The following is a 19691-nucleotide window of genomic DNA, read 5'->3' as shown; positions in this document are numbered from 1 at the left end:
GGTAAAGATCAGCCTTTGGGATCCGTGACTGAACGCGCTTTTGCCCGCTCCAGCCCCAGTTGCCGTTCGCGCAGGATCACCACCACATTTCCCGCGATAACCAACGCTGCCCCACCCAGCATGACCAAAGTCGGCAGCTCGTCGAACCAGACATAGCCGATGACCACCGCAAACAGCATCGTGGTATAGTCATAAGGTGCCAGCATCGAGGCTTGCGCGAACTTGTAGGACGTCGTGACCAATATCTGTGCAACCCCTCCTGTCAGCCCTACAAGTGCCAATATTAGGGTCTGTTCAAGCGTGGGCGCGGTCCATCCCCAAAATGCCGTCAAGGCGGACAGCAGCGTTGCCGTAACAGAAAAGTAAAAGGCCACGGCGGCGGGGTGATCGACCTGAACCAGTTGTCGGATATGGATTTGCACGAATCCTCGCGCCATCGTGGCAACCAGAACGCATAGCGCGCCGAGGGTTGCCGTGCTTTCCATGTTGTTGCCGCCCAGCCGAGGCCAGATCATGATCAGAACTCCCAGCAGCCCCAGACTGACCGCACCGATACGGATCATGCGAATGCGCTCACCCAGAATGACGGCCGCCAGAATCAGCGTGAAGATCGGCGTGGCGTAGCCAATGGCCGTGACCTCGGGCAGAGGCAGCAGGGCCAGCCCCGTAAAGGTCAGCCCCATGGCCGAAGTTCCCAGAACACCGCGCCAGACGTGGCCTATCGGCTTTCGGGTGATCAACCCTTGCGCCAGCTCTCCACGCCAGAGCAGCCAGCCAATTATCACAGGGATGGCGAAGAGCGAGCGAAAAAAGACCATCTCGCCCGGCGGGAACGTATCCGACAGCGCTTTGACCAATGCGGCCATAGCCGTGAACAGGAACAATGCGCCCAGCTTCAGACCCACCGCCAGGGCGGGTCGATGCGATGTTAAGGATTTTGCCATGGGCCGGACCCTGCGCCTTTAACGGGCAAAGATCAACCGGTCGCGTCGCCGTTTATCCACGTCCGCGGCAGGTCACTGCCGATTTCCTCGGCGAACTCGTGCAGAAAACGGATCATACGCGCGGTCCTTGCTTTTGCGATCTGCCGCCCGGTTTCAGTCAGCATGTCATCAGACAAGCTCAGCAGTTTCACTTTCCAATGGTCGAGCGAATAGTGCAGATCATCCAGCGCGCGATCAGCCGCAAACGGATCGGCTGCATCGTAGAGCGTGCGCCCCAATGCGCCCGAGACCGAAAAGTTCCGTGCAATCCCGATGGCGCCCAGCGCATCCAGCCTGTCGGCATCACGCAGGATGCGGGCCTCGGGCGTCTCGGGCGGGATATTGGCCGAGAAGCTATGTGCCTCAATGGCATGTTTGGTGGCGTCAACCTGGGCGCGGCTAAAGCCGAATCCACTTAGAATAGGCACTGATTCCGATGCGGACTTGCGCGAAGCCAGATGGCGATCTGGGTCATCTTTTGGCAAGTTGACCAGATCGTGCAGATAGCTGGCGGCAAGCAGGACGGTCATGTCAGTCTGGTCATCGGAAATGGCCCGAGCGTTTACCCAGACGCGGTCCAGATGGGCCAGATCATGGGCCGGGTCCGTTTCCATGCGTTGCGCCACGACAGCGCGCAGGCGGCTACGCAGGTCAGCCGATATGTCCACGGTTTTCTCCGATCTGACCGCGATGCAGCAGCAGGTGGTCCAGAATCACGCAGGCCATCATCGCCTCACCCACCGGGACGGCTCGGATGCCGACGCAGGGGTCGTGGCGGCCTTTGGTGATGATCTCGGTTTCCTCACCCGATTTGGTGATCGTCTTGCGTGTGGTCAGGATGGATGAGGTCGGCTTTACCGCAAACCGCACCACGATGTCCTGCCCGGTCGAGATACCGCCCAGAATTCCGCCCGCGTGGTTGGAGCTGTATTGCGGGCCGTTCTGACCCATGAAAATCTCATCGGCGTTGGCCTCACCTGTCAGTTCGGCGGCGGCCATGCCTTCGCCTATCTCGACACCTTTGACGGCATTGATCGACATCATTGCGGCTGCCAGATCAGTGTCTAACTTGGCATAAATTGGAGCGCCCAGCCCAGCGGGGACGCCCCGCGCGACGACTTCGACCACAGCGCCAACCGAGTTTCCAGATTTGCGCAGGTCATCCAGATAGGCGGCCCAGTCGTCGGCAGCTTGGGCGTCAGGTGTCCAGAACGGGTTCTGTTCGATCTGCGACCAGTCGAAGTTGGCGCGGTCGATTTTGTGTGGGCCGATCTGGGTCATATAGCCGGTGATCTGCACGTTGGGCGCGATCTGCTTGATCGCTTCACGCGCCAGCCCTCCGGCCGCGACGCGCGACGCGGTTTCACGGGCCGAGCTGCGCCCACCGCCGCGATAGTCGCGGATGCCGTATTTCTGCCAGTAGGTGATATCGGCATGTCCCGGACGGAACTTGTCGATGATGTCGCCGTAGTCCTTGGAGCGCTGGTCGGTGTTCTCAATCATCAGCTGAACCGGGGTGCCTGTAGTCTGACCTTCGAACACGCCTGAAAGGATTTTCACCTGATCGGGCTCACGGCGCTGGGTCGTGAACTTGTTCTGCCCGGGTTTGCGCTTGTCCAGCCAGTGCTGGATCATGGCTTCGTCTATGGCGACACCCGGAGGGCAACCATCCACCGTGGCGCCCAAGGCGGGGCCATGACTTTCACCCCAAGTGGTGACGCGGAAGAGGTGTCCAAAGCTGTTCATCGACATGGGGCGTGCTCCTTTGGAAATTGTGATTAGCGGGGAGTGTCTTTGGCCTCAAGCGGATTTGCATGCGGAAAGCGGGGGAAGGGGGCGCTGCCCCCGTCGCGCGGGCGCGACTCCCCCGAGGTATTTTCGAACAGAGGAACGATCAGGCCGCTTGTACGATTGAGGCGCGGGTTTTTGTGATTGTCAGAGCCGCCTGGGCGGCCTCGCGGCCTTTTTCGACGAAATGGGCGCGGTAGATGGCGTTGTGATGGTCGGTTTCCTGATACTGGTGCGGGGTCAGCGAGACCGACAGGACCGGCACACCTGTGTCCAACCCAGCGCGCATCAAACCGTCGACCACGGCCTGTGCCACGAAATCATGCCGGTAGATGCCGCCATCCACTACAAAGGCGGCGCAGGCGACGGCCGCGTAGCGCCCGGTTTGCGCCAGATCGCGCGCCAACAGGGGCATTTCGAACGCGCCAGGGACATCGTAGACGTCGATCTGGTCGGCGGGGATAAGTTGCTGGAACCCTTCCAGCGCATGATCGACAATATCGGAATGCCAGTTGGCTTTGACGAAAGCATATCGGGTGTGTGTCATTTGTGATCTCCCTAGCAAAGTCACCCAAGGCGATCACGAGCAGCCGCGCCGGGTGGCACGTTGCACGTTCTCTTTCATCCGGACTTTGACCGTCGGCTCTGGCCTCTCACCAGATCTGCTTGTCACCTCGTGCACCGAGGCCGCTCGCGGGCTTACGGGTCAGCGCCCGCATACCGCCGGTGGGGAATTTCACCCCGCCCTGAGAACGACGCGGACCTTGCCAAGATCGCTGCGAATCTGCAAGGCGTTCCGTTAGGAGATTTGATATGCACCCAAACCCGGCTTTCCGCTCTGAAGATCAGGCCTTAAGTGTCGAATTTGCCCGCGCGCGGGCCTTTGGCGTGGTGGCGTTGTCCACCGAAGGCGCTCCTTTGATCAGTCATGTGCCTTTCCTGCTGAGCGAAGATGGCACGTTCGCAGAATTGCATCTTGTGCGGACGAACCCGATTGTCCGCGCGCTGACAGAACCGCGCGCGGCGAAAATCGCCGTCACCGGGCCGGACGGCTATGTCTCCCCCGATTGGTACGGGGTCGAAGATCAGGTGCCGACGTGGAGTTATGTTGCGGTCCATCTGACGGGAATGATGGAACTGCGGCCGCACGATGAGTTGCAGGGCCTTTTGGACCGCCAGTCGGCCTTTTATGAGCAGCGGCTGTTGCCCAAACCACCCTGGACAACAGACAAGATGACGCCCGAGGCGCTGGACCGGATGATGCGCATGATCGTGCCCTGTCGGATACAGATGGATGATATTCAGGGCACCTGGAAGCTGAATCAGAACAAACCCGATGCTGTGCGCTTCGCGGCGGCGGATCAGGTCGGCGGTGGGATCGGGGTGGACTTGGCAAAGCTGGCCACGCTGATGCGCGGCCAGCGCTAGGGTCAGTTGCTGAAGGTGGCCAGATAGGCGGCGATATCTTCTGCACCTCTTTTCAGCTGCACGCTCATGTTGGGGCGGGCGGTTTCGTCGTCCAGGTAGTCTTTGATGAAGCGGATCGGATCTTTTGAATAGGCGGCAATGTTGTCTTCGGTCCAGACAAGCCCCTCTTGTCCGGCGCGGATCATATCATCGGTGAACATGCCAATAGGCAGGCGTTCGCTTCCATTCAAGTAGTCAGTTTCTGTACCCGCAACGCGCCCGACCACGCCAAATAGATTCGGTCCGGTGATTCCACCTTTGACCAGAACCTCATCACCCTTGATGATCGCGTGGCACGAGGAACACCGGTTATAAAGCGCCTTTCCTTTGGCTGCGTCCCCGGCGGCGCTGACCTGCGAGGACAGCGACAGAGCGAAAACAAACGTGATCAGGGGAAATTTGGGCATGGGATGCGTCCTGCTGAGAATTGTCCTTGCCCGCGCCTTCTTGCATTCATCTTTGAAGTGCAATCGAAATCGCGTCTCACCCGGGCATTCTGAAATATCTAATTTGAACTCATATATTTAGCTGGGTCAAATCTGGCGAAAGTTGAAATTTTCATGGCCAAAATCAGGAAAATTATGGGTGATTTCACCTGAAATCTCCGGCCAGAATACTGAGACCCATCAGGGTGACGGGCGTGCCCAAAGCAAACCGAATCACCCCAAGCAGACGTGGGCGAGCAAAGGTGGATTTTTCCGGTCAAACCGGCCCGGACCTTGAAAAAATACCCTGACGTTGTGACATGAATGCCCAGATGCGGCGTAGTGCGCGCCTATGACCGCTGGACGAACCGATTTCTCCCGGATAGATAGCCGCGATGAGACGCCGCTTTGATGCGGTGCTGATGCATGTTTGCCCGGTATCCTCCGGGCGCCGGAATCGGAGAAAACCTCGTGTCCCACGCAGAAGACCACGAAGGCACCCGCAGAGATTTCCTCTACTACGTCGCTGGCGGCGCAGGTGTCGTTGCGACGGGTGCAGCCGTATGGCCCCTGATCAACCAAATGAATCCCTCGGCAGACGTTCAGGCGCTGTCCTCGATCCGTGTGGACGTGAGCGGCGTTGAGCCGGGGACGCAGCTGACTGTGAAATGGCTGGGTAAACCCGTCTTTATCCGTCACCGCACCGGTGCCGAGATCCAAGAGGCCAAAGAGCAGGACGCCGAAGGTCTGGATGCGCTGCCCGATCCGCTGGCGCGCAACTTCAACCAACCGGCTGATGCGCCCGCGACCGACGAAAACCGCGTCATGCCCTCGCCCGAGGGCGAAGCCCCCGGTGCCTGGCTGGTTCAGATGGGCGTATGTACGCACCTGGGCTGTGTGCCGCTGGGTGATGCCGGTGACTTTGGCGGCTGGTTCTGCCCCTGCCACGGTTCGCACTACGACTTGGCTGGCCGAATCCGTAAAGGCCCCGCGCCTGAAAACCTGCCTGTTCCGCCTGCGGAATGGACAGACAACAGCACCATTAAACTCGGCTAAGGGAGACCCAGATGTCCGGAATTCCCCACGATCATTACGAGCCGAAGACAAACGGCGAGAAATGGCTGAACAGCCGCCTGCCCATCGTCGGCCTGATTTACGACACCATCATGATCCCCACCCCCAAGAACCTGAACTGGTGGTGGATCTGGGGCATCGTCCTGGCGTTCTGCCTGGCGCTGCAAATCGTCACCGGTATCGTTCTGGTGATGCACTACACCCCGCATGTTGATCTGGCCTTTGCCAGCATCGAGCACATCATGCGCAACGTGAATGGCGGCTATATGCTGCGCTACCTGCACATGAACGGCGCATCGCTGTTCTTTGTTGCGGTCTACATCCACATCTTCCGTGGCCTGTTCTACGGCTCGTACAAAGCCCCGCGTGAGATCACGTGGATCATCGGGATGCTGATTTACCTGATGATGATGGGTACTGCCTTCATGGGCTATGTTCTGCCCTGGGGTCAGATGTCCTTCTGGGGAGCGACCGTGATCACCGGACTGTTTGGCGCGATCCCTTTCGTTGGTGACGCGATCCAGACCTGGCTGCTGGGTGGACCCGCGGTGGATAACGCTACGCTGAACCGCTTCTTCTCGTTGCACTATCTGCTGCCGTTCGTGATTGCGGCGCTGGTGATCGTGCATATCTGGGCCTTCCACACCACCGGCAACAACAACCCCACGGGTGTTGAGGTTCGCCGTACGTCGAAAGCTGATGCCGAGAAAGACACTCTGCCCTTCTGGCCGTATTTCGTGATCAAGGATCTGTTCGCACTGGCCGTGATCCTGGTCGTGTTCTGGGCGGTTGTCGGCTTCATGCCGAACTATCTGGGCCACCCCGATAACTACATTGAAGCCAACCCGCTGGTCACGCCGGCACACATCGTGCCTGAATGGTACTTCCTGCCATTCTACGCGATCCTGCGTGCCTTCACCGGCGAGGTCTGGGTTGTGCAATTCGCCAGCTTCATCACCGGCGGCATCATCGACGCCAAATTCTTTGGTGTTCTGGCGATGTTCGGTGCGATCCTGGCGATGGCGCTGGCCCCGTGGCTGGACACATCGACAGTGCGTTCGGGCAAATACCGTCCGATGTTCAAATGGTGGTTCTACCTGCTGATCGTCGACTTCTTTGCCCTGATGTGGCTGGGTGCGATGCCCGCCGAGGAGCCCTATGCGACCTTCTCGCTGATCGCGTCCGCCTACTGGTTCGCCTATTTCTTCGTGATCCTGCCGATCCTGGGTGTAATCGAAAAGCCCGATGCACAGCCGGAGACGATCGAAGAAGACTTCAACGCGCATTATGGCAAGGCTGACGCCGACGCCACGCCGGCCGAGTAAGAAGAGGGACCGGAAACATGTTCAAGAAACTTGCAATCGGTGCCGCGTTTGCCTTGGCCCTTACCCCTGCTGCGTCTTTCGCGGCAGGTGGCGGCGAGCAGCATATCGAGGATTTCCACTTCTCGTTCGAAGGGCCGTTTGGCACCTGGGATCAGAACCAGCTGCAGCGCGGTCTTCAGATCTATACCGAGGTCTGCGCGGCCTGCCACGGCCTGCAATATGTACCTCTGCGTGATCTGGAAGCGCTGGGATACTCGGAAGAAGAAGTGATCGCCTATTCGGCAGAGAACTTCGAAGTGTTCGATCCCGAGCTGGATGATTTCCGCGCGGCCATCCCGACCGACCACTTCCCGGCCAACAATGGCGTTGGTGCACCGGACCTGAGCCTGATGGCCAAAGCACGTGCCGGATTCCACGGCCCATACGGTCTGGGGATCAACCAGCTGTTCAAAGGCATGGGTGGTGCGGAATACATCGCCTCGCTGCTGGACGGTTATACCGGTGAGGAAAAAGAAGAGGCCGGCACCATTCTCTATGAGAACAAGGCTTTCCCCGGTGGATGGATTTCAATGGCACCTCCTATGTCGGATGATCAGGTTGAATTCGCCGATGGCCACCCCGCCACGGTCGAAGCCATGTCCGAGGATATTGCGGCCTTCCTGATGTGGACGGCTGAGCCCAAGATGATGGAGCGCAAGTATTCCGGTTTTGTCGGCGTGATCTTCCTGTCGGTTCTGTCGGTGCTGCTGTACCTGGTGAACAAACGCCTGTGGGCCGGTGTCAAAGGTAAGCGCAAAGACTAAGGTTTTTGCATCGCTGAAATTAAAAACCTCCGCGCCGGAAGGCTGCGGGGGTTTTTTGTTGCAGGCGAGGTGAAGGGGCCAGCCCCTTCTTGGCCTACGGCCAATTCATCCCCGAGATATTTATGGCCAGATGAAGGACGGATCAGGCTTTGAGTTGGCTGCTCGTGTGACCGGTGATCGTGGCGGTGACGATCTGGCCCTCGGGTTGGGGGGTGGTGAAGGTGACTTCGGTGAATTGCTCGGTACGGCCCATATGCGGGTTCTCCATCAGAATGTGATGGGTTTTACCCAGTTGGGCGGTCAGGTGCTTGGCGACCTGCGCATCGCCAGCGGCGCGCAGGCGGGCGGCACGGGATTTGATGATATTGCCGTTGATCTGCTGCGGAATGCGGGCTGCCGGGGTGCCTTCGCGTTTGGAAAAAGGGAAGACGTGCAACCAGGTCAGATCGCAGTCGGTGACGAGCTTCAGCGAGTTCTCGAAATGCGCCTCGGTCTCGGTCGGGAAGCCAGCGATGATATCCGCGCCAAAGGTCATGTCGGGGCGCAGCTTGCGGGCCTCTTCGGTGAAGCGGATGGCGTCGTCGCGCAGGTGGCGGCGTTTCATGCGTTTCAGGATCAGATCGTCGCCATGTTGCAGCGACAGGTGCAAATGCGGCATCAGGCGCGGTTCCGTCGCGATAGCCTGCATAAGGTTTTCATCGACCTCGATCGAGTCGATCGAGCTGATCCGCAGGCGCGGCAGGTCGGGAACCAGCTTGAGGATACGCATCACCAGATCACCTAGCTTCGGCTGAGCAGGCAGGTCAGCGCCCCATGAGGTCAGGTCGACGCCGGTCAGCACGACCTCGTTATAGCCCCGGTCCACCAGCCGCTTGATTTGGTCCACCACCACGCCCGCAGGGACGCTGCGCGAGTTGCCACGCCCGTAGGGAATGATGCAGAAGGTGCAACGATGATCACAGCCGTTCTGGACCTGCACATAGGCGCGGGATCGGGTGCCGAAGCCATCGATCAGGTGACCTGCAGTCTCGGTCACGGACATGATGTCATCGACCTGTACCGCCTCGGTCTGACCGATGAAATCAGCGGCCATGCCTTTCCAGGTGTCGGGCTGCATCTTCTCGGTATTGCCGATGACCGCGTCGACCTCGTCCATTTTGGCGAAGGTTTCAGGTTCGGTCTGGGCGGCGCAGCCGGTGACGATCAGGCGCGCATCGGGGTTTTCCCGGCGCAGCTTGCGGATTTCCTGCCGGGCTTTGCGCACGGCCTCGGCCGTCACGGCGCAGGTGTTCACCACCACGGCGTTCGACAGGCCTGCCTGTTGTGACAGTTCTTTCATCGCCTCGGTCTCATAGGCGTTCAAGCGGCAGCCCAGAGTGGTGAACTTGGGCGCGCTCATCCCAGCATCCCCAGAAACTCAGGGGTCAGCGTTCCCGAGAAGACATGGGCCGTGGGGCCGGTCATCCAGACGCCATCCTCGCGCCAGTCGATCCAGATCGTGCCACCGTCCAGTTCGATCTGCACCTTGCGCCCGGTCAAGCCGCGCCGTGCAGCCGCCACCGCTGTGGCACAGGAGGACGAGCCAGAGGCCAGCGTGATGCCCACGCCGCGCTCCCACACGCGCATACGGATGTGATCGGGGCCGATGATCTGCGCCACCTGAACGTTTGTGCGTTCGGGATAAAGCGGGTGATATTCGTAGCGCGATCCGAATTCTTCCAGCGGGATTGCCTCGGCATTGTCCACAAAAAAGGTGCAGTGCGGGTTGCCCATTCCGGTCGCCGAAGGCCCGCCTTCGATGGGCAGTTCCAGCGTATCAACCTCTTCGGCCAGCGGGATCTGGTGCCACTCCAGCTGCGGCGGGCCCATATTGACCGAGGTCAGCCCGTTGCCCGCGTCGCGCGCATAAAGCGTGCCGCGTTCCGTCGTCAGGGTCAGCTCAGGCTTGCCGGTTTCCTCCATCAGGAAGCGGGCGATGCAGCGCGTGGCATTGCCGCACGCGGCCGAAGTCGACCCGTCCGCGTTGTAGAACACCAGATGCGCATCCGATTCGCCGTTTTCGATGACTGCCAACTGATCAAAGCCAACGCCAAACTGACGGTGCCCGATTCCCTTTGCCAGGGCTGGTGTTAGGTCAATGCTTTGCGCACGCGCATCCACAATGACAAAGTCATTGCCCAGCCCGTGCATCTTCATGAAGGGCAAACCCGAAGTCAGTATTCGTTGCATGGCGGGCATATAACCCTGCCTTTGAAATGAATCCACCCTATCGCGCAGATTCCTGAAAAAAGGGGTTGACCCCCCAGCGTCCCCTGCCTAATTAGGCCGCCTATCGGGTCGCCGGAACGTAAGAAATTACAGGCGAAACGATGCGTGAAATAAGGACTTGCACCCGATCGGGAAAATGCCTTAGAGAGCGCCACGGATCGAAGGATCCAGACAAAAGAGTGGGCCGTTAGCTCAGTTGGTAGAGCAACTGACTTTTAATCAGTGGGTCGCAGGTTCGAATCCTGCACGGCTCACCACTTTTTTCCTTTCTACAATGTTGTGTGTGAGTGATCTCTGGTCTTCTGCCATCGGGGTTTGTCTAACAGAAACAATGTAACACGGTTTCTGGTGTTGTGTTCTACGGCCGCATGGCAATGCGCCACATGGTTTGGATCGTTTTGTCATCCAGTTTGTAAGGTTTTCAATGGTCCGGAAAGAGGCGAGGCCCATATCCGCATAGCGAACAGCTATAAGATTTTGAAAAACATCAAGTTGGGTTACTCAACAGCCACTCCCTGATCCAGAACCATATTTAGAACAAACTCTGTTGCCGGGTCTGTTAGTTCGTGATCGGCAATGGCCTTGAACTGTTGGTGCAGTGGGGTCTTTCCCCAATTTCGCGTAGCGAAAGCAATCCGAGCCGCGAGGGTACGATCTCTTTCCAGAACCGTTAATAGGATTGCGATAATCTCACCTCTGAACCTCGGCTGAGACGATCCAGCCTCTGTTAAAGCCCGGACGAACGCCCATTTGTCATCATCCGTCATTTGATTACCTTGAAGTACCAGATCAATCGATTTGATTGCCAATGCTCCATCTGCCTCTATGCCAGCAAGCGCCCATTCAAATGCGTTTAGGCCCCCGTTATTTAGTGCTTTGATGTATCGCTGACGTACGATTGAGCGGGCATGCGTGTCGCTTTGCAGGCCAAGCAGGCGTATGATGGTGGGCCTGTAGACAAAGCGATCCAGTCTATTGAGCTCTTCCAAGATCTGGTTCGTTGAAACCCTGTCTCCTATCGGGCGCACCAAGTCGTAGGGTGCTCGACCAATTTCAATCAAGGCAGTGCTGTGTAATACGTGATCAGAGTGCCACAGATAGTCAGAGAAGAACGAAATTCGGTCAGAGCTATCCGTTTCTCCATAAGTCCAAAGCTGACCGACGGAGCGAAGTTTCCCGATAAACTCTTTTCGCTCTGGGGTCATCGTGAATATGCGTTTCCATCCCCTCGAAAAACTGCGCCCGGCTCTGTCTGTGCGCGTTGCTCCATATGTGAAAAGAACTGTATTCGTTGGATCAGAGCGGAACGCGCGCCTCGTTACGCTATCAACCAGAAATGGAATTTCGGGAATTTCTTTTAACCTGTCGTCCGAGCCCTTTAAGACTCGTCTAATTGAGAACTTGAATGGGTTCCCTGACGTGGGGCCAGCCAATACGATGACCTCGGCGGCAAGGACGTGATCAGCAATAGAGGCTTTTGGAAGCTCTACACAAACCGTACAAGCATGCAAAACGCGGGGAGCTGTTAGCCCAACAAAGCAGGTCAGAACGATCAAAAAACTTCGTATACTTGAACGCATCGTGTTTTCATCTTTTTCGAAACGACAAACAACAACATCGTTTTATAGAGATTTTTGTGTCCACAGGATAGTCAATGCCGGGAATAGTCTCCTCGCCAATCAACGAGAGCTAAGAAAAGGTTTGATTTCCGCACACTCCAGACTTTGTGTAACCAGTCCCGAACGTCAAAATGTGCAGACGGGTCGGAATGGGCTTCAATGCTGTTCGAATGGTCACGGTACAAAAGAACTAAGATACGCTTCTACAACGCCTCGTTAGCGGATCTCAGGTCCAAATCCTCCACGGCTCACCACTTTTTCAGAACAAATTACGCAAATGATTTAAGTCAGGTAACTTTCATCCATTACTTTAAACATCCGGTGGGCTTTCCTCGAAACTGAACCTGTCGCGGTGACCAACTAAATGGGTTGAATATCCGGAAACTGACAAGGCACGGAAATAGCGCCTCGCCCATCTTTTCCAAACCGAATGTCATTTTTCAAAACGACACTAGGGCTTACTTACCGCTGATCTTGGGCTTTCTTTTTCCATTTACCCTCTTACAGTTTCCAAACATCGACACATCAAAAGAGGCCTTGGACCGTGGCACGTATCGAAAACCTCTCGGCGCGATTGTTCAATGTTCCGCTGGCCGAGGTGCTGGTGGACGCAAAGCACGGCGATCACACGTTTTTCCAGCTTGTCACCGTCACGGTTCGCACGGATGACGGGGCCGAGGGGGTTGGCTATACCTATACCGGAGGCAAAGGCGGTCATGCCATTCTTGCGATGATCCAGCATGACTTGGCACCTTTTCTGGTCGGAAAGGACTCGGATCATATAGAAGATCTGTATGACGCCATGCAGTGGCATGTGCACTACGTGGCGCGGGGCGGCATCGCCTCATTTGCGATTTCGGCCGTCGATATTGCGCTGTGGGATCTGCGCGGCAAACGCACCGGCGCACCGCTTTGGCAAATGGCCGGGGGTACAGCGGACCGCTGCAAGGCTTATGCGGGGGGGATCGATCTGAACTTCTCGCTCGACAAGTTGTTGCGCCAGACCGAGGGCTATCTGTCACGCGGGTTCAACGGGGTGAAGATCAAGGTCGGCCAGCCTGATCTGGCTGATGATCTGGCCCGCGCAAAAGCTGTACGCGAGATGTTGGGGGCGGATAGGTTCTTTATGGTCGACGCGAATTATTCAATGACAGTGGATCAGGCGATCACCGCCGCTAAGGGATTCGCCGAGCACGATATCCTGTGGTTCGAAGAACCCACGATTCCTGATGACTACAAAGGCTATGGCCGTATCGCTGACGCCACGGGTGTTCCGCTGGCCATGGGGGAAAACCTGCACACCATCCATGAGTTCGAATACGCCTTTGACGACGCCAAACTAAGCTTCATCCAACCCGACGCGTCGAATTGCGGCGGCATCACCGGCTGGCTGCGGGTCGCGGCGCTGAGCGCCAAGCACAATATCCCTGTATGCAGCCACGGGATGCAGGAGCTGCACGTCAGTCTTGTGTCCGCGCAACCCAACGCGGGTTGGCTTGAGGTTCATTCTTTTCCCATCGACCAGTACACGACCCGCCCTCTGGTCGTTGAAAACTGTCTGGCGGTGGCCCCGAACACGCCGGGCATTGGGGTCGAATTTGATTGGGACAAGCTGAACGCCGAACATATGGAAGTGCCCGCGTAAGTCACGCGGGCACAGGTGCGCGCGTTACGCAAACACTTCTTTGAACCGGTCCACGCACAAACGGAACCCGTCCTCGAAATTGCCATTGCCGGGGTGATAGACACTTTCGAAGGACACCACGCCATCATAGCCATCCGAGCGGAGCGCAGCGGCAATCGGGGCGAACAACTCGGCCAGCTGACCCTCGCCCATCCGGCGCACTTCGAGCGTTGCGCGTGGCGTGTCCACCTTGACGTCCTTGATGTGGATATGCCCCAGATAGCCACCGCGCAGCTCGTCATACCCGTCGGGATAGGCCAGTTCATGACACCAGCAGTTGTTGCCGGGGTCCCACAGGACCTTCAGCACATCTTTGGCGTCAAGATCGTCAATCAGCTTGCGCGCGGTGTAGTTCGAGTTCACCAGCGTACCGTTCCCGGTCTCGACAACCAGCGTCACGCCCTCGGCTTTAGCCAGTTCTACGGCAGGCGCGATCAGGGGCGGCATCGTATCCCAGACACCATGGGCAACGTTCCATTTCTCGGCCCCGTTTTTGCCCCACAGAATCTGTTCTTTCCTTTGGGTCATGATCCGTACCAGCGGAGAGCCGACGATATGCGCCATGTCGATCACCCGCTTCAGCGCGTCCATATGTTTGACATGCAGCTCGTCTCCGGGCTGGTTGGCGGCTGTCATACCCGCGAAAATATGGCGCGACAGGCATGAGACGGGTTTGCCCCGATCCCGCAACAGCGCATCAATCTCGGCAATCTCCTGCGGGCTGTGATCGCCCACTTCGGTATCGCCGACGAATTGAAGTTCAGCATAGTCCAGACCGAATTCATCCATGACATCAACCGCATGTTTCAGATCGCGGGAAATCCCGTCGCAAATTACTCCTAATTTCATGACGGGCCTCCTTTAGCGATGCAGTTCGGCGCCGATGATCTCTTCGATCACCTTTGTGCAGATCCAGTTGTCGCCATCGGGGTATTTCGTTTTCCCGGCGTGAAAGATCTGCATCGCGGACGCGGCGGTCTGCATCGGAACCCCAAGCTCTCCGGCCACGGCCAGCGATATGGTCAGGTCCTTGTGCATGGTGGCGATATGGCTGCCGGTGGCGACAAACTTGCGATCAATGATGTTTTCAAGCGCCGTGTTCACCACGCCGCAGCCCGCGCTGGAGGACGCGAACACGTCCAGCAGGGCCTGACCGCTGACACCAGCCTTGGCAGCAAGGGCCGCAGCCTCGAACGTGGCCGAAAAGATCGAGCCGATCAGCGATTGCAGACAGGCTTTGACGGTCTGTCCGTCGCCGGCATGTTCCCCCACCCGGTGAATGGTGCCGGAAACGGCCTGCATCACCTCGGCGTTCTGGTCCAGAACCTCGGGCGCGGCGGCGGCCATCATTGTCAACGTGCCATTCTGCGCGCCGGGAAACCCGCCCGAAACGGGTGTGTCGATCAGGTGAATGCCTGACCCTTCCATGTCCTGCGCAATGCCGCGCGCTTCGGCGGGTGTGATCGTGGCCGACAGGATCACGGTTCCGCCCTTGGTCATGTTGGCCACCAGCCCATCCTCGCCCAGAATGACCGCGCGGGCCTGATCGCCGTTCATGACCATGACAAACACGCTGGCGGCGTGACGACCCACCTGACCCACGCTGTCCTTTGCCAACCCACCCATATCGGCAAATGCGGCCATGCGTGTTTCGCTCAGGTCAAAGCCCGAGGTTTCAAAGCCATTCTTGATCAGGTTCTTGGCCAGCCCGCTGCCCATATCCCCAAGACCGATTACGCCTGCGGTTTTCATTCGGAAACCTCCCGTTTTTCAGCCCTATCGGAGCGGGCTGATGCTGTGAAAAAGATGCGGTCCTGCATCGGTTTTCGCGGGGGTTTCACGCGTCTTGCAAAAGACGTCGGGCGCGTCCCAAAGACACCCCGCTGCCCGGTTAGGTGCGATCAGTAAAAGGGGATTACTGCCGTCAGGCAAGCACTTAAATGCAGCACCGATCAGGTAAAGGCTGCCATCAGGCCGCGCAGTTCGGCCAAGCCGCGCATCCGGCCAATCAAAGGGTAACCCGGCGTGCTGTGGCCGCCCCGGTCAGACAGCAACTCCTGCCCATGATCCGGGCGCATCGGAATTTGCCAATCGCTGCGGCCTGCTTGTTTTCTTCGTTTCTGCTCGGCCATCAATTCCCGCACGGTGCCCGCCATGTCGGTGTCGCCTTCCAGATGCGCGGCCTCGTAGAAATCGGGTTTTTCTGCGTCCGATCCTGCAATTCGTTTCGTGTTTCGCAGATGCGCGAAGTGGATTTTGCTGCCATGCCTGCGGACAAATTCCGGCCCGTCGAAACTGGCCGCCACGCCCAGCGATCCGGTACACAGCGTCGCGCCATTTGCTGGCAGGTCAACCGCGTCCAGAACGGCACCGTAGTCATCCACGCTGGACATCACGCGCGGTAGCCCGAGCAGAGAAAATGGCGGATCGTCCGGGTGACAGCACAGGCGCAGACCATGCTCCTGCGCGACCGGGGCAACCTCGGCCAAAAAGTCGACAAGGTGTGCGCGCAACCGGGTGCGGTCGATGTCGCGGTAGGTGTCCAGCAGGGCGCGGACATCCTCGACGCTCCACTGGTCATTGGCACCCGGTAGCCCGGCGGTGACATTGTGTTGCAGCCGGGATTTGGCCGTGTCGGACATTTCGGCGAACCGTTTGGAGGCCGCGTGCTGGACAAGTTCGGAATAATTCTCGGACGCGCCGGGACGTTTCAGGATGTGGATGTCGAACGTAGCAAAATCAGTCAGATCGAACAGCATGGAAGAGCCGCCATGGGGTTGCGGCGCGCGCAGGGCGGTGCGGGTCCAATCGAGGATCGGCATGAAGTTGTAGCACACCACCTCAATCCCGCGAGACGCCAGCGCGCGCAGGCTGAATTTATAGGCCTCAAGATGCGCTGCCATGTCCGTCGTCTGTGTTTTGATCGTCTCGGAAACGGGCAGGCTTTCGACGACGTCCCATTCAAAGCCGGCCTCGGCCAGCATGGCTTGCCGGTCGGCAATAGCCGGGACGTCCCAAGGCTGACCGGGCGGGATGTGGTGCAAGGCGGTGACGATGCCCTGAACGCCCACCTGATGCAGATCGGACAGGGCAATCGGGTCTTCTGGGCCAAACCAGCGCCAGCATTGTTTCATGGCAGCCATCCTTCATAAAGCGGGTGATCGGGTGTGATGGGCAGTGCCACTCGCTGCCCACTGCGTGCCGCATGGTAGATCGCGGTGACAAGACTGACCGAGGCCGCACCTTCGGCAAGCGTCACCGCCGTGTTCGGCTGCCCGCGCAGGGCTTTGCTGATTTCTGCGAAAAACCCCTCAAATCCGGCGGGTTCCGTGGGTGCGCGGCTAAGCACGGTGTCGATGTCTTTCTGCCGGGCGGGGTCGCGGGCCGTGAAGGTCCATTTCGCCTGACCCGGCGCGTAAGGTTCGGTGCCCGAGGTTGCGGTCAGGTGTTCAAACACGATCCGCAGGCGTGTTTCGTCCGTTGCCGCGCCCAGAGTGATGTTGCTGGTGCACAACGCGCCCGATGTCATGGCAAAGCAGATGGCCGCGCAGTCTTCGGTTTCGATCGGGTTGACCCGCGTTGTCACCATCGCCGAAACCGACGCAATGTCACCCGCGATATGTGTCAGCAGGTCGTGGTTGTGGATCGCATGGCCCAGCACAGCCCCACCGCGCTCGCCCTCCCACGTTCCGCGCCAGCGGACAGCGTAGTAATCGGCCCCGCGCGACCAGTGCGTTTCAAGCGCGGCGGTCTGGACGGCGCCGGTCAGACCTTCGTTCTGCAAGTGGCGGAGTTGCGACAGGGCCGGACCCCAGCGGTATTGAAAGACCGGGAACACCTGCTTGCCCGTGTTTCGCGCCGTTTCGATGATCTGGTCCACATCCCGCATCGAGGTGGCCAGAGGTTTCTCGCACACCACGTGCTTTCCGGCCTTCAGCGCGGCCAGCGTGATCGGCACATGCAGATGCGGCGGCAGGCAGATATCAATAAGGTCGATGGAGGGATCATCCAGTGCATCCTGAATCTCGGTGAGCGCCGCGAAATCAGCATCGCCCCTGATCTGTTCAATCCGGGCTGCATCCTTATCGACAACGGCGGCCGCGCGGAACCTATCGCCAAGCTGAGACAGCGCCGCCAGATGTTGCGCTCCGATACCCGCGCCGAGGATTGCGACATTGATCATGACGCCTCTGCCATTTCCTGCGCCCGCAGCGCCAGTTCCATGACCGTGAAGCAATGCGCCTGCGTCATCGCGGTTTCGGTGCGGTGTTGGATATCATGGGCCAGACGCGCGAAATACGGCAGGCCAGCGCCTGAGGCGTCGATCTTTTCACACCGCTCACCATTGACCAGAATCAGGTGATCTGTACCGGGTGCGCCGCCTACGTCCACATATTTACGCAGTTCGATATACCCCTCGGTTCCCAAGATCGTCAGCCGCCCATCACCCCAATTGGGCAGCGCTTCGGGCGTGTACCAATCCACCCGGATATAGCCAGTGGCATGGGCGCTGCGCAGGCTAAGCTCTCCGAAATCCTGCAACTCGGGGTCGTCGGGATTGGCATAGTTGGCGACAAATGCGTTGGTGATCTGGGCCGTATCCGACCCAGTATAGTGCAGAAACTGATCAATCTGGTGCGAGGCGATATCAGCCAAAATCCCCCCGTACCGGTCGCGTTTGAAGAACCAGTCCGGTCGGGTGGGTTTGTTCAGGCGGTGCGGGCCCAACCCGATGGTCTGCACGACACGCCCGATAGCCCCTGCCGAAACCAACTCGCTGGCGCGGGTGCTAACGGCGGTTTCGAACCGTTCTGAGAAATTGACCGACCAGATGCGCCCGGTCTCGGCCACGGCCCCTTTTATCTGATCCAACTGTTCGAAGGATGTACACCCGGGCTTGTCGGTCATAACATCCATGCCGTTTTGCATGGCCTTGACCGTCAGCGCCGCGCGGTCTGCCGGAACGGCCGAGACCAGGGCCAGATCGGCACCCCAGCCAAGCGCGTCCTCCAGGCGGTCAAACCGGGGGATGTCGGGGAACCGTTTCACATAACCGGGCAGAGTGACGGGGTCTCCCTCCGTCCAATAGCCGACACAGACAACCCCCGCTTTGCGCATGTTTTCAGTCATGCCATAGATATGGCGGTGATCCAGCCCAAGGGCGACGCAGGTCAGGCTCATGCGGATACTCTCGTTTTCAGGCCGGTTTCGCTGGCGATTTGCATCGCATCAATGACCGCATGGGTCAAAAGCGCGCTGCGGCCCGTGGCCATGGGCGGGCGTCCCGTGCGGATCGCTTCGGCAAAATCTTCGATCACCGATTGGTGCCATTCATGGGTAAAGGCCATCGGATCGGCGCCACCTCCGGTCGTTGCCGTTTCGCCGAAGGTTGTCTGAGTTCCATCCATCGCGGTGATCGTCAACACGCCTGCGCCCAGATGCGCCTTGGCGCGGGTGCCTTGGATCGTGATGGTCTCGGCCATGCCCGGAAATGCGGCGGTGGTGGCCATCAAATTTCCGATGGCACCGCTTTCAGTTTCGAACAAAGCACCGGCCCAATCCTCGGCCTCCAGATCATGCAGAGGCGTCTGCCGCATCATGGCCTGAACCGAGGTGATCGGTCCCAGCAGCCACATAGCCAGATCCAACGTATGGATCGCCTGCGAGATCATCACACCACCGCCATCGCGCGCATAGGTGCCGCGCCCCGGCGCGTCATAGTAGCTTTGGTCACGCCACCACGGCACACAGATATCGACCGTCGCGATTGAGCCCAGCTCGCCTGCCTCCAAGGCCGCCTTCAGCGCAGCCGAGGCCGCTCGTGCGCGGTGTTGAAACACGATGCCCAACGGCACCCCGGCAGTTTCGCACAGTTCGACGATCCGGGTGGCGGCTTGTAAATCCCGCTCAACCGGCTTTTCCATGAGAATAGGTTTACCTGCCGCTACAAGGGTTTGCACAAGTGACAAGCGCTGGTCCGGTGGGGTGGCGATGATTGCGAAATCGACGGATGGATCATTGGCGATCTCCTGAACCGATGCATAGGCCCGCGTGCCATGCCGGTTCGCAAATTGCGCGGTTTTTCCAGGGTCGCGACCCAGAACGCCAGCCAGTTTCAGGCCGCAGTCCGATGCGGAGATCGCAGCAACATGGGTGCCCGCAACCATCCCCAAACCAATCAGCGCAATGTTCATTCTTCCCCCCGGTTCCTGGGATCAGTCTGAGGCTTTGTACCCGAAAGATGCAAGCCGTAAA

At 58.7% G+C, this 19691-nt stretch carries 19 protein-coding genes, 1 tRNA gene and 1 riboswitch; of the genes, 6 read left to right on the top strand and 14 right to left on the bottom strand.

Translation table 11 applies throughout. The features are described 5' to 3' along the window. Positions 1–8: 8 nt before the first annotated feature. The 4 genes from ACR0L1_RS06910 to ACR0L1_RS06895 all read right to left on the bottom strand — a co-directional run bounded on the left by ACR0L1_RS06910 (position 9) and on the right by ACR0L1_RS06895 (position 3318). Entirely contained in the window at positions 9–944 is a 936-nt protein-coding gene (locus tag ACR0L1_RS06910) for a DMT family transporter (protein ID WP_480857876.1), read from the bottom strand. Positions 945–976: 32 nt separating this feature from the next. Continuing rightward, positions 977–1651 carry an HD domain-containing protein gene (locus ACR0L1_RS06905; protein ID WP_480857874.1) on the bottom strand — a complete coding sequence of 225 codons (675 nt, stop codon included), beginning with the start codon at positions 1649–1651 and terminating at the stop codon, positions 977–979. Beyond that, complete coding sequence (aroC, locus tag ACR0L1_RS06900) at positions 1635–2735, bottom strand: chorismate synthase (RefSeq protein ID WP_480857872.1); 1101 nt, start codon at positions 2733–2735, stop codon at positions 1635–1637. Before aroC ends, ACR0L1_RS06905 begins: the two co-directional genes overlap by 17 nt. Before the next feature lie 142 nt (positions 2736–2877). Further along, positions 2878–3318 carry a 6,7-dimethyl-8-ribityllumazine synthase gene (locus ACR0L1_RS06895; RefSeq protein ID WP_480857870.1) on the bottom strand — a complete coding sequence of 147 codons (441 nt, stop codon included), beginning with the start codon at positions 3316–3318 and terminating at the stop codon, positions 2878–2880. Between the two features lie 62 nt (positions 3319–3380). After that, a riboswitch (FMN riboswitch) is annotated at positions 3381–3529 on the bottom strand. Positions 3530–3584: 55 nt separating this feature from the next. Between ACR0L1_RS06895 and ACR0L1_RS06890 the strand changes: the two genes are divergently transcribed. Then, positions 3585–4199, top strand: a complete 615-nt coding sequence (locus ACR0L1_RS06890) for an FMN-binding negative transcriptional regulator (protein WP_480857868.1) — start codon at positions 3585–3587, stop codon at positions 4197–4199. A 2-nt stretch (positions 4200–4201) separates the two neighbouring features. Here the strand turns inward: ACR0L1_RS06890 and ACR0L1_RS06885 are convergent, their stop codons facing one another. Continuing rightward, on the bottom strand, positions 4202–4645 hold the full coding sequence (locus tag ACR0L1_RS06885; protein ID WP_480503559.1) for a c-type cytochrome: 444 nt from the start codon (positions 4643–4645) through the stop codon (positions 4202–4204). Positions 4646–5134: 489 nt separating this feature from the next. Here ACR0L1_RS06885 and petA point away from each other — a divergent pair, with 489 nt between their 5' ends. From petA to ACR0L1_RS06870, 3 genes are read left to right on the top strand one after another with little or no spacing between them, the layout of a single operon-like run. After that, positions 5135–5719 (top strand): ubiquinol-cytochrome c reductase iron-sulfur subunit, encoded by a 585-nt coding sequence (gene petA, locus ACR0L1_RS06880; RefSeq protein ID WP_170785419.1) that lies wholly within the window; start codon positions 5135–5137, stop codon positions 5717–5719. Between the two features lie 11 nt (positions 5720–5730). Beyond that, complete coding sequence (gene petB / locus ACR0L1_RS06875) at positions 5731–7062, top strand: cytochrome b (RefSeq protein ID WP_170770774.1); 1332 nt, start codon at positions 5731–5733, stop codon at positions 7060–7062. Positions 7063–7079: 17 nt separating this feature from the next. Continuing rightward, positions 7080–7865 (top strand): cytochrome c1, encoded by a 786-nt coding sequence (locus tag ACR0L1_RS06870; RefSeq protein ID WP_480503561.1) that lies wholly within the window; start codon positions 7080–7082, stop codon positions 7863–7865. A 142-nt stretch (positions 7866–8007) separates the two neighbouring features. On the opposite strand, the gene mtaB is transcribed toward ACR0L1_RS06870, so the two are convergent. Together mtaB and dapF are read right to left on the bottom strand one after the other, a co-directional pair. Continuing rightward, complete coding sequence (gene mtaB / locus ACR0L1_RS06865) at positions 8008–9264, bottom strand: tRNA (N(6)-L-threonylcarbamoyladenosine(37)-C(2))-methylthiotransferase MtaB (protein WP_480503562.1); 1257 nt, start codon at positions 9262–9264, stop codon at positions 8008–8010. Beyond that, on the bottom strand, positions 9261–10103 hold the full coding sequence (gene dapF / locus ACR0L1_RS06860; protein WP_480857864.1) for a diaminopimelate epimerase: 843 nt from the start codon (positions 10101–10103) through the stop codon (positions 9261–9263). Before dapF ends, mtaB begins: the two co-directional genes overlap by 4 nt. 211 nt (positions 10104–10314) lie before the next feature. On the opposite strand from dapF, the gene ACR0L1_RS06855 reads away from it, so the two are divergent. Next, positions 10315–10390: transfer RNA gene (locus ACR0L1_RS06855), tRNA-Lys, on the top strand. Positions 10391–10630: 240 nt separating this feature from the next. On the opposite strand, the gene ACR0L1_RS06850 is transcribed toward ACR0L1_RS06855, so the two are convergent. Further along, on the bottom strand, positions 10631–11689 hold the full coding sequence (locus tag ACR0L1_RS06850) for a hypothetical protein (protein WP_480857862.1): 1059 nt from the start codon (positions 11687–11689) through the stop codon (positions 10631–10633). Between the two features lie 607 nt (positions 11690–12296). On the opposite strand from ACR0L1_RS06850, the gene ACR0L1_RS06845 reads away from it, so the two are divergent. Next, complete coding sequence (locus tag ACR0L1_RS06845; RefSeq protein ID WP_480857860.1) at positions 12297–13397, top strand: mandelate racemase/muconate lactonizing enzyme family protein; 1101 nt, start codon at positions 12297–12299, stop codon at positions 13395–13397. A 24-nt stretch (positions 13398–13421) separates the two neighbouring features. On the opposite strand, the gene ACR0L1_RS06840 is transcribed toward ACR0L1_RS06845, so the two are convergent. The 6 genes from ACR0L1_RS06840 to ACR0L1_RS06815 all read right to left on the bottom strand — a co-directional run bounded on the left by ACR0L1_RS06840 (position 13422) and on the right by ACR0L1_RS06815 (position 19630). Beyond that, complete coding sequence (locus tag ACR0L1_RS06840) at positions 13422–14285, bottom strand: sugar phosphate isomerase/epimerase family protein (RefSeq protein WP_480857858.1); 864 nt, start codon at positions 14283–14285, stop codon at positions 13422–13424. A 12-nt stretch (positions 14286–14297) separates the two neighbouring features. Next, positions 14298–15188, bottom strand: coding sequence for an NAD(P)-dependent oxidoreductase (locus ACR0L1_RS06835; RefSeq protein WP_170791552.1), 891 nt, complete (start codon positions 15186–15188; stop codon positions 14298–14300). A 200-nt stretch (positions 15189–15388) separates the two neighbouring features. After that, a complete protein-coding gene (uxuA, locus tag ACR0L1_RS06830) occupies positions 15389–16570 on the bottom strand; it encodes a mannonate dehydratase (protein ID WP_480857856.1) in 1182 nt (393 codons plus the stop codon). Continuing rightward, positions 16567–17619, bottom strand: a complete 1053-nt coding sequence (locus tag ACR0L1_RS06825) for a Gfo/Idh/MocA family protein (RefSeq protein ID WP_170770793.1) — start codon at positions 17617–17619, stop codon at positions 16567–16569. The genes uxuA and ACR0L1_RS06825 overlap by 4 nt, the downstream gene beginning before the upstream one ends. Continuing rightward, complete coding sequence (locus tag ACR0L1_RS06820; RefSeq protein ID WP_480857854.1) at positions 17616–18617, bottom strand: Gfo/Idh/MocA family protein; 1002 nt, start codon at positions 18615–18617, stop codon at positions 17616–17618. Before ACR0L1_RS06820 ends, ACR0L1_RS06825 begins: the two co-directional genes overlap by 4 nt. After that, positions 18614–19630 carry a Gfo/Idh/MocA family protein gene (locus ACR0L1_RS06815; RefSeq protein ID WP_480857852.1) on the bottom strand — a complete coding sequence of 339 codons (1017 nt, stop codon included), beginning with the start codon at positions 19628–19630 and terminating at the stop codon, positions 18614–18616. Before ACR0L1_RS06815 ends, ACR0L1_RS06820 begins: the two co-directional genes overlap by 4 nt. Between the last annotated feature and the right edge of the window lie 61 nt (positions 19631–19691).

This window comes from Ruegeria sp. J8 (assembly GCF_056531925.1).
The sequence above is the reverse complement of the archived record's forward strand: the minus strand, read 5'-3'. Positions and strand labels throughout refer to the sequence as shown.

What these genes read in the sequence shown, in the direction of transcription:
- ACR0L1_RS06885 (WP_480503559.1), bottom strand. Translation starts at nt 4,645, where the DNA reads ATGCCCAAATTTCCCCTGATCACGTTTGTTTTCGCTCTGTCGCTGTCC.
- ACR0L1_RS06870 (WP_480503561.1), top strand. Translation starts at nt 7,080, where the DNA reads ATGTTCAAGAAACTTGCAATCGGTGCCGCGTTTGCCTTGGCCCTTACC.
- ACR0L1_RS06895 (WP_480857870.1), bottom strand. Translation starts at nt 3,318, where the DNA reads ATGACACACACCCGATATGCTTTCGTCAAAGCCAACTGGCATTCCGAT.
- petB (WP_170770774.1), top strand. Translation starts at nt 5,731, where the DNA reads ATGTCCGGAATTCCCCACGATCATTACGAGCCGAAGACAAACGGCGAG.
- ACR0L1_RS06910 (WP_480857876.1), bottom strand. Translation starts at nt 944, where the DNA reads ATGGCAAAATCCTTAACATCGCATCGACCCGCCCTGGCGGTGGGTCTG.
- aroC (WP_480857872.1), bottom strand. Translation starts at nt 2,735, where the DNA reads ATGTCGATGAACAGCTTTGGACACCTCTTCCGCGTCACCACTTGGGGT.
- ACR0L1_RS06840 (WP_480857858.1), bottom strand. Translation starts at nt 14,285, where the DNA reads ATGAAATTAGGAGTAATTTGCGACGGGATTTCCCGCGATCTGAAACAT.
- mtaB (WP_480503562.1), bottom strand. Translation starts at nt 9,264, where the DNA reads ATGAGCGCGCCCAAGTTCACCACTCTGGGCTGCCGCTTGAACGCCTAT.
- dapF (WP_480857864.1), bottom strand. Translation starts at nt 10,103, where the DNA reads ATGCCCGCCATGCAACGAATACTGACTTCGGGTTTGCCCTTCATGAAG.
- ACR0L1_RS06820 (WP_480857854.1), bottom strand. Translation starts at nt 18,617, where the DNA reads ATGAGCCTGACCTGCGTCGCCCTTGGGCTGGATCACCGCCATATCTAT.
- ACR0L1_RS06815 (WP_480857852.1), bottom strand. Translation starts at nt 19,630, where the DNA reads ATGAACATTGCGCTGATTGGTTTGGGGATGGTTGCGGGCACCCATGTT.
- uxuA (WP_480857856.1), bottom strand. Translation starts at nt 16,570, where the DNA reads ATGAAACAATGCTGGCGCTGGTTTGGCCCAGAAGACCCGATTGCCCTG.
- ACR0L1_RS06835 (WP_170791552.1), bottom strand. Translation starts at nt 15,188, where the DNA reads ATGAAAACCGCAGGCGTAATCGGTCTTGGGGATATGGGCAGCGGGCTG.
- ACR0L1_RS06890 (WP_480857868.1), top strand. Translation starts at nt 3,585, where the DNA reads ATGCACCCAAACCCGGCTTTCCGCTCTGAAGATCAGGCCTTAAGTGTC.
- ACR0L1_RS06825 (WP_170770793.1), bottom strand. Translation starts at nt 17,619, where the DNA reads ATGATCAATGTCGCAATCCTCGGCGCGGGTATCGGAGCGCAACATCTG.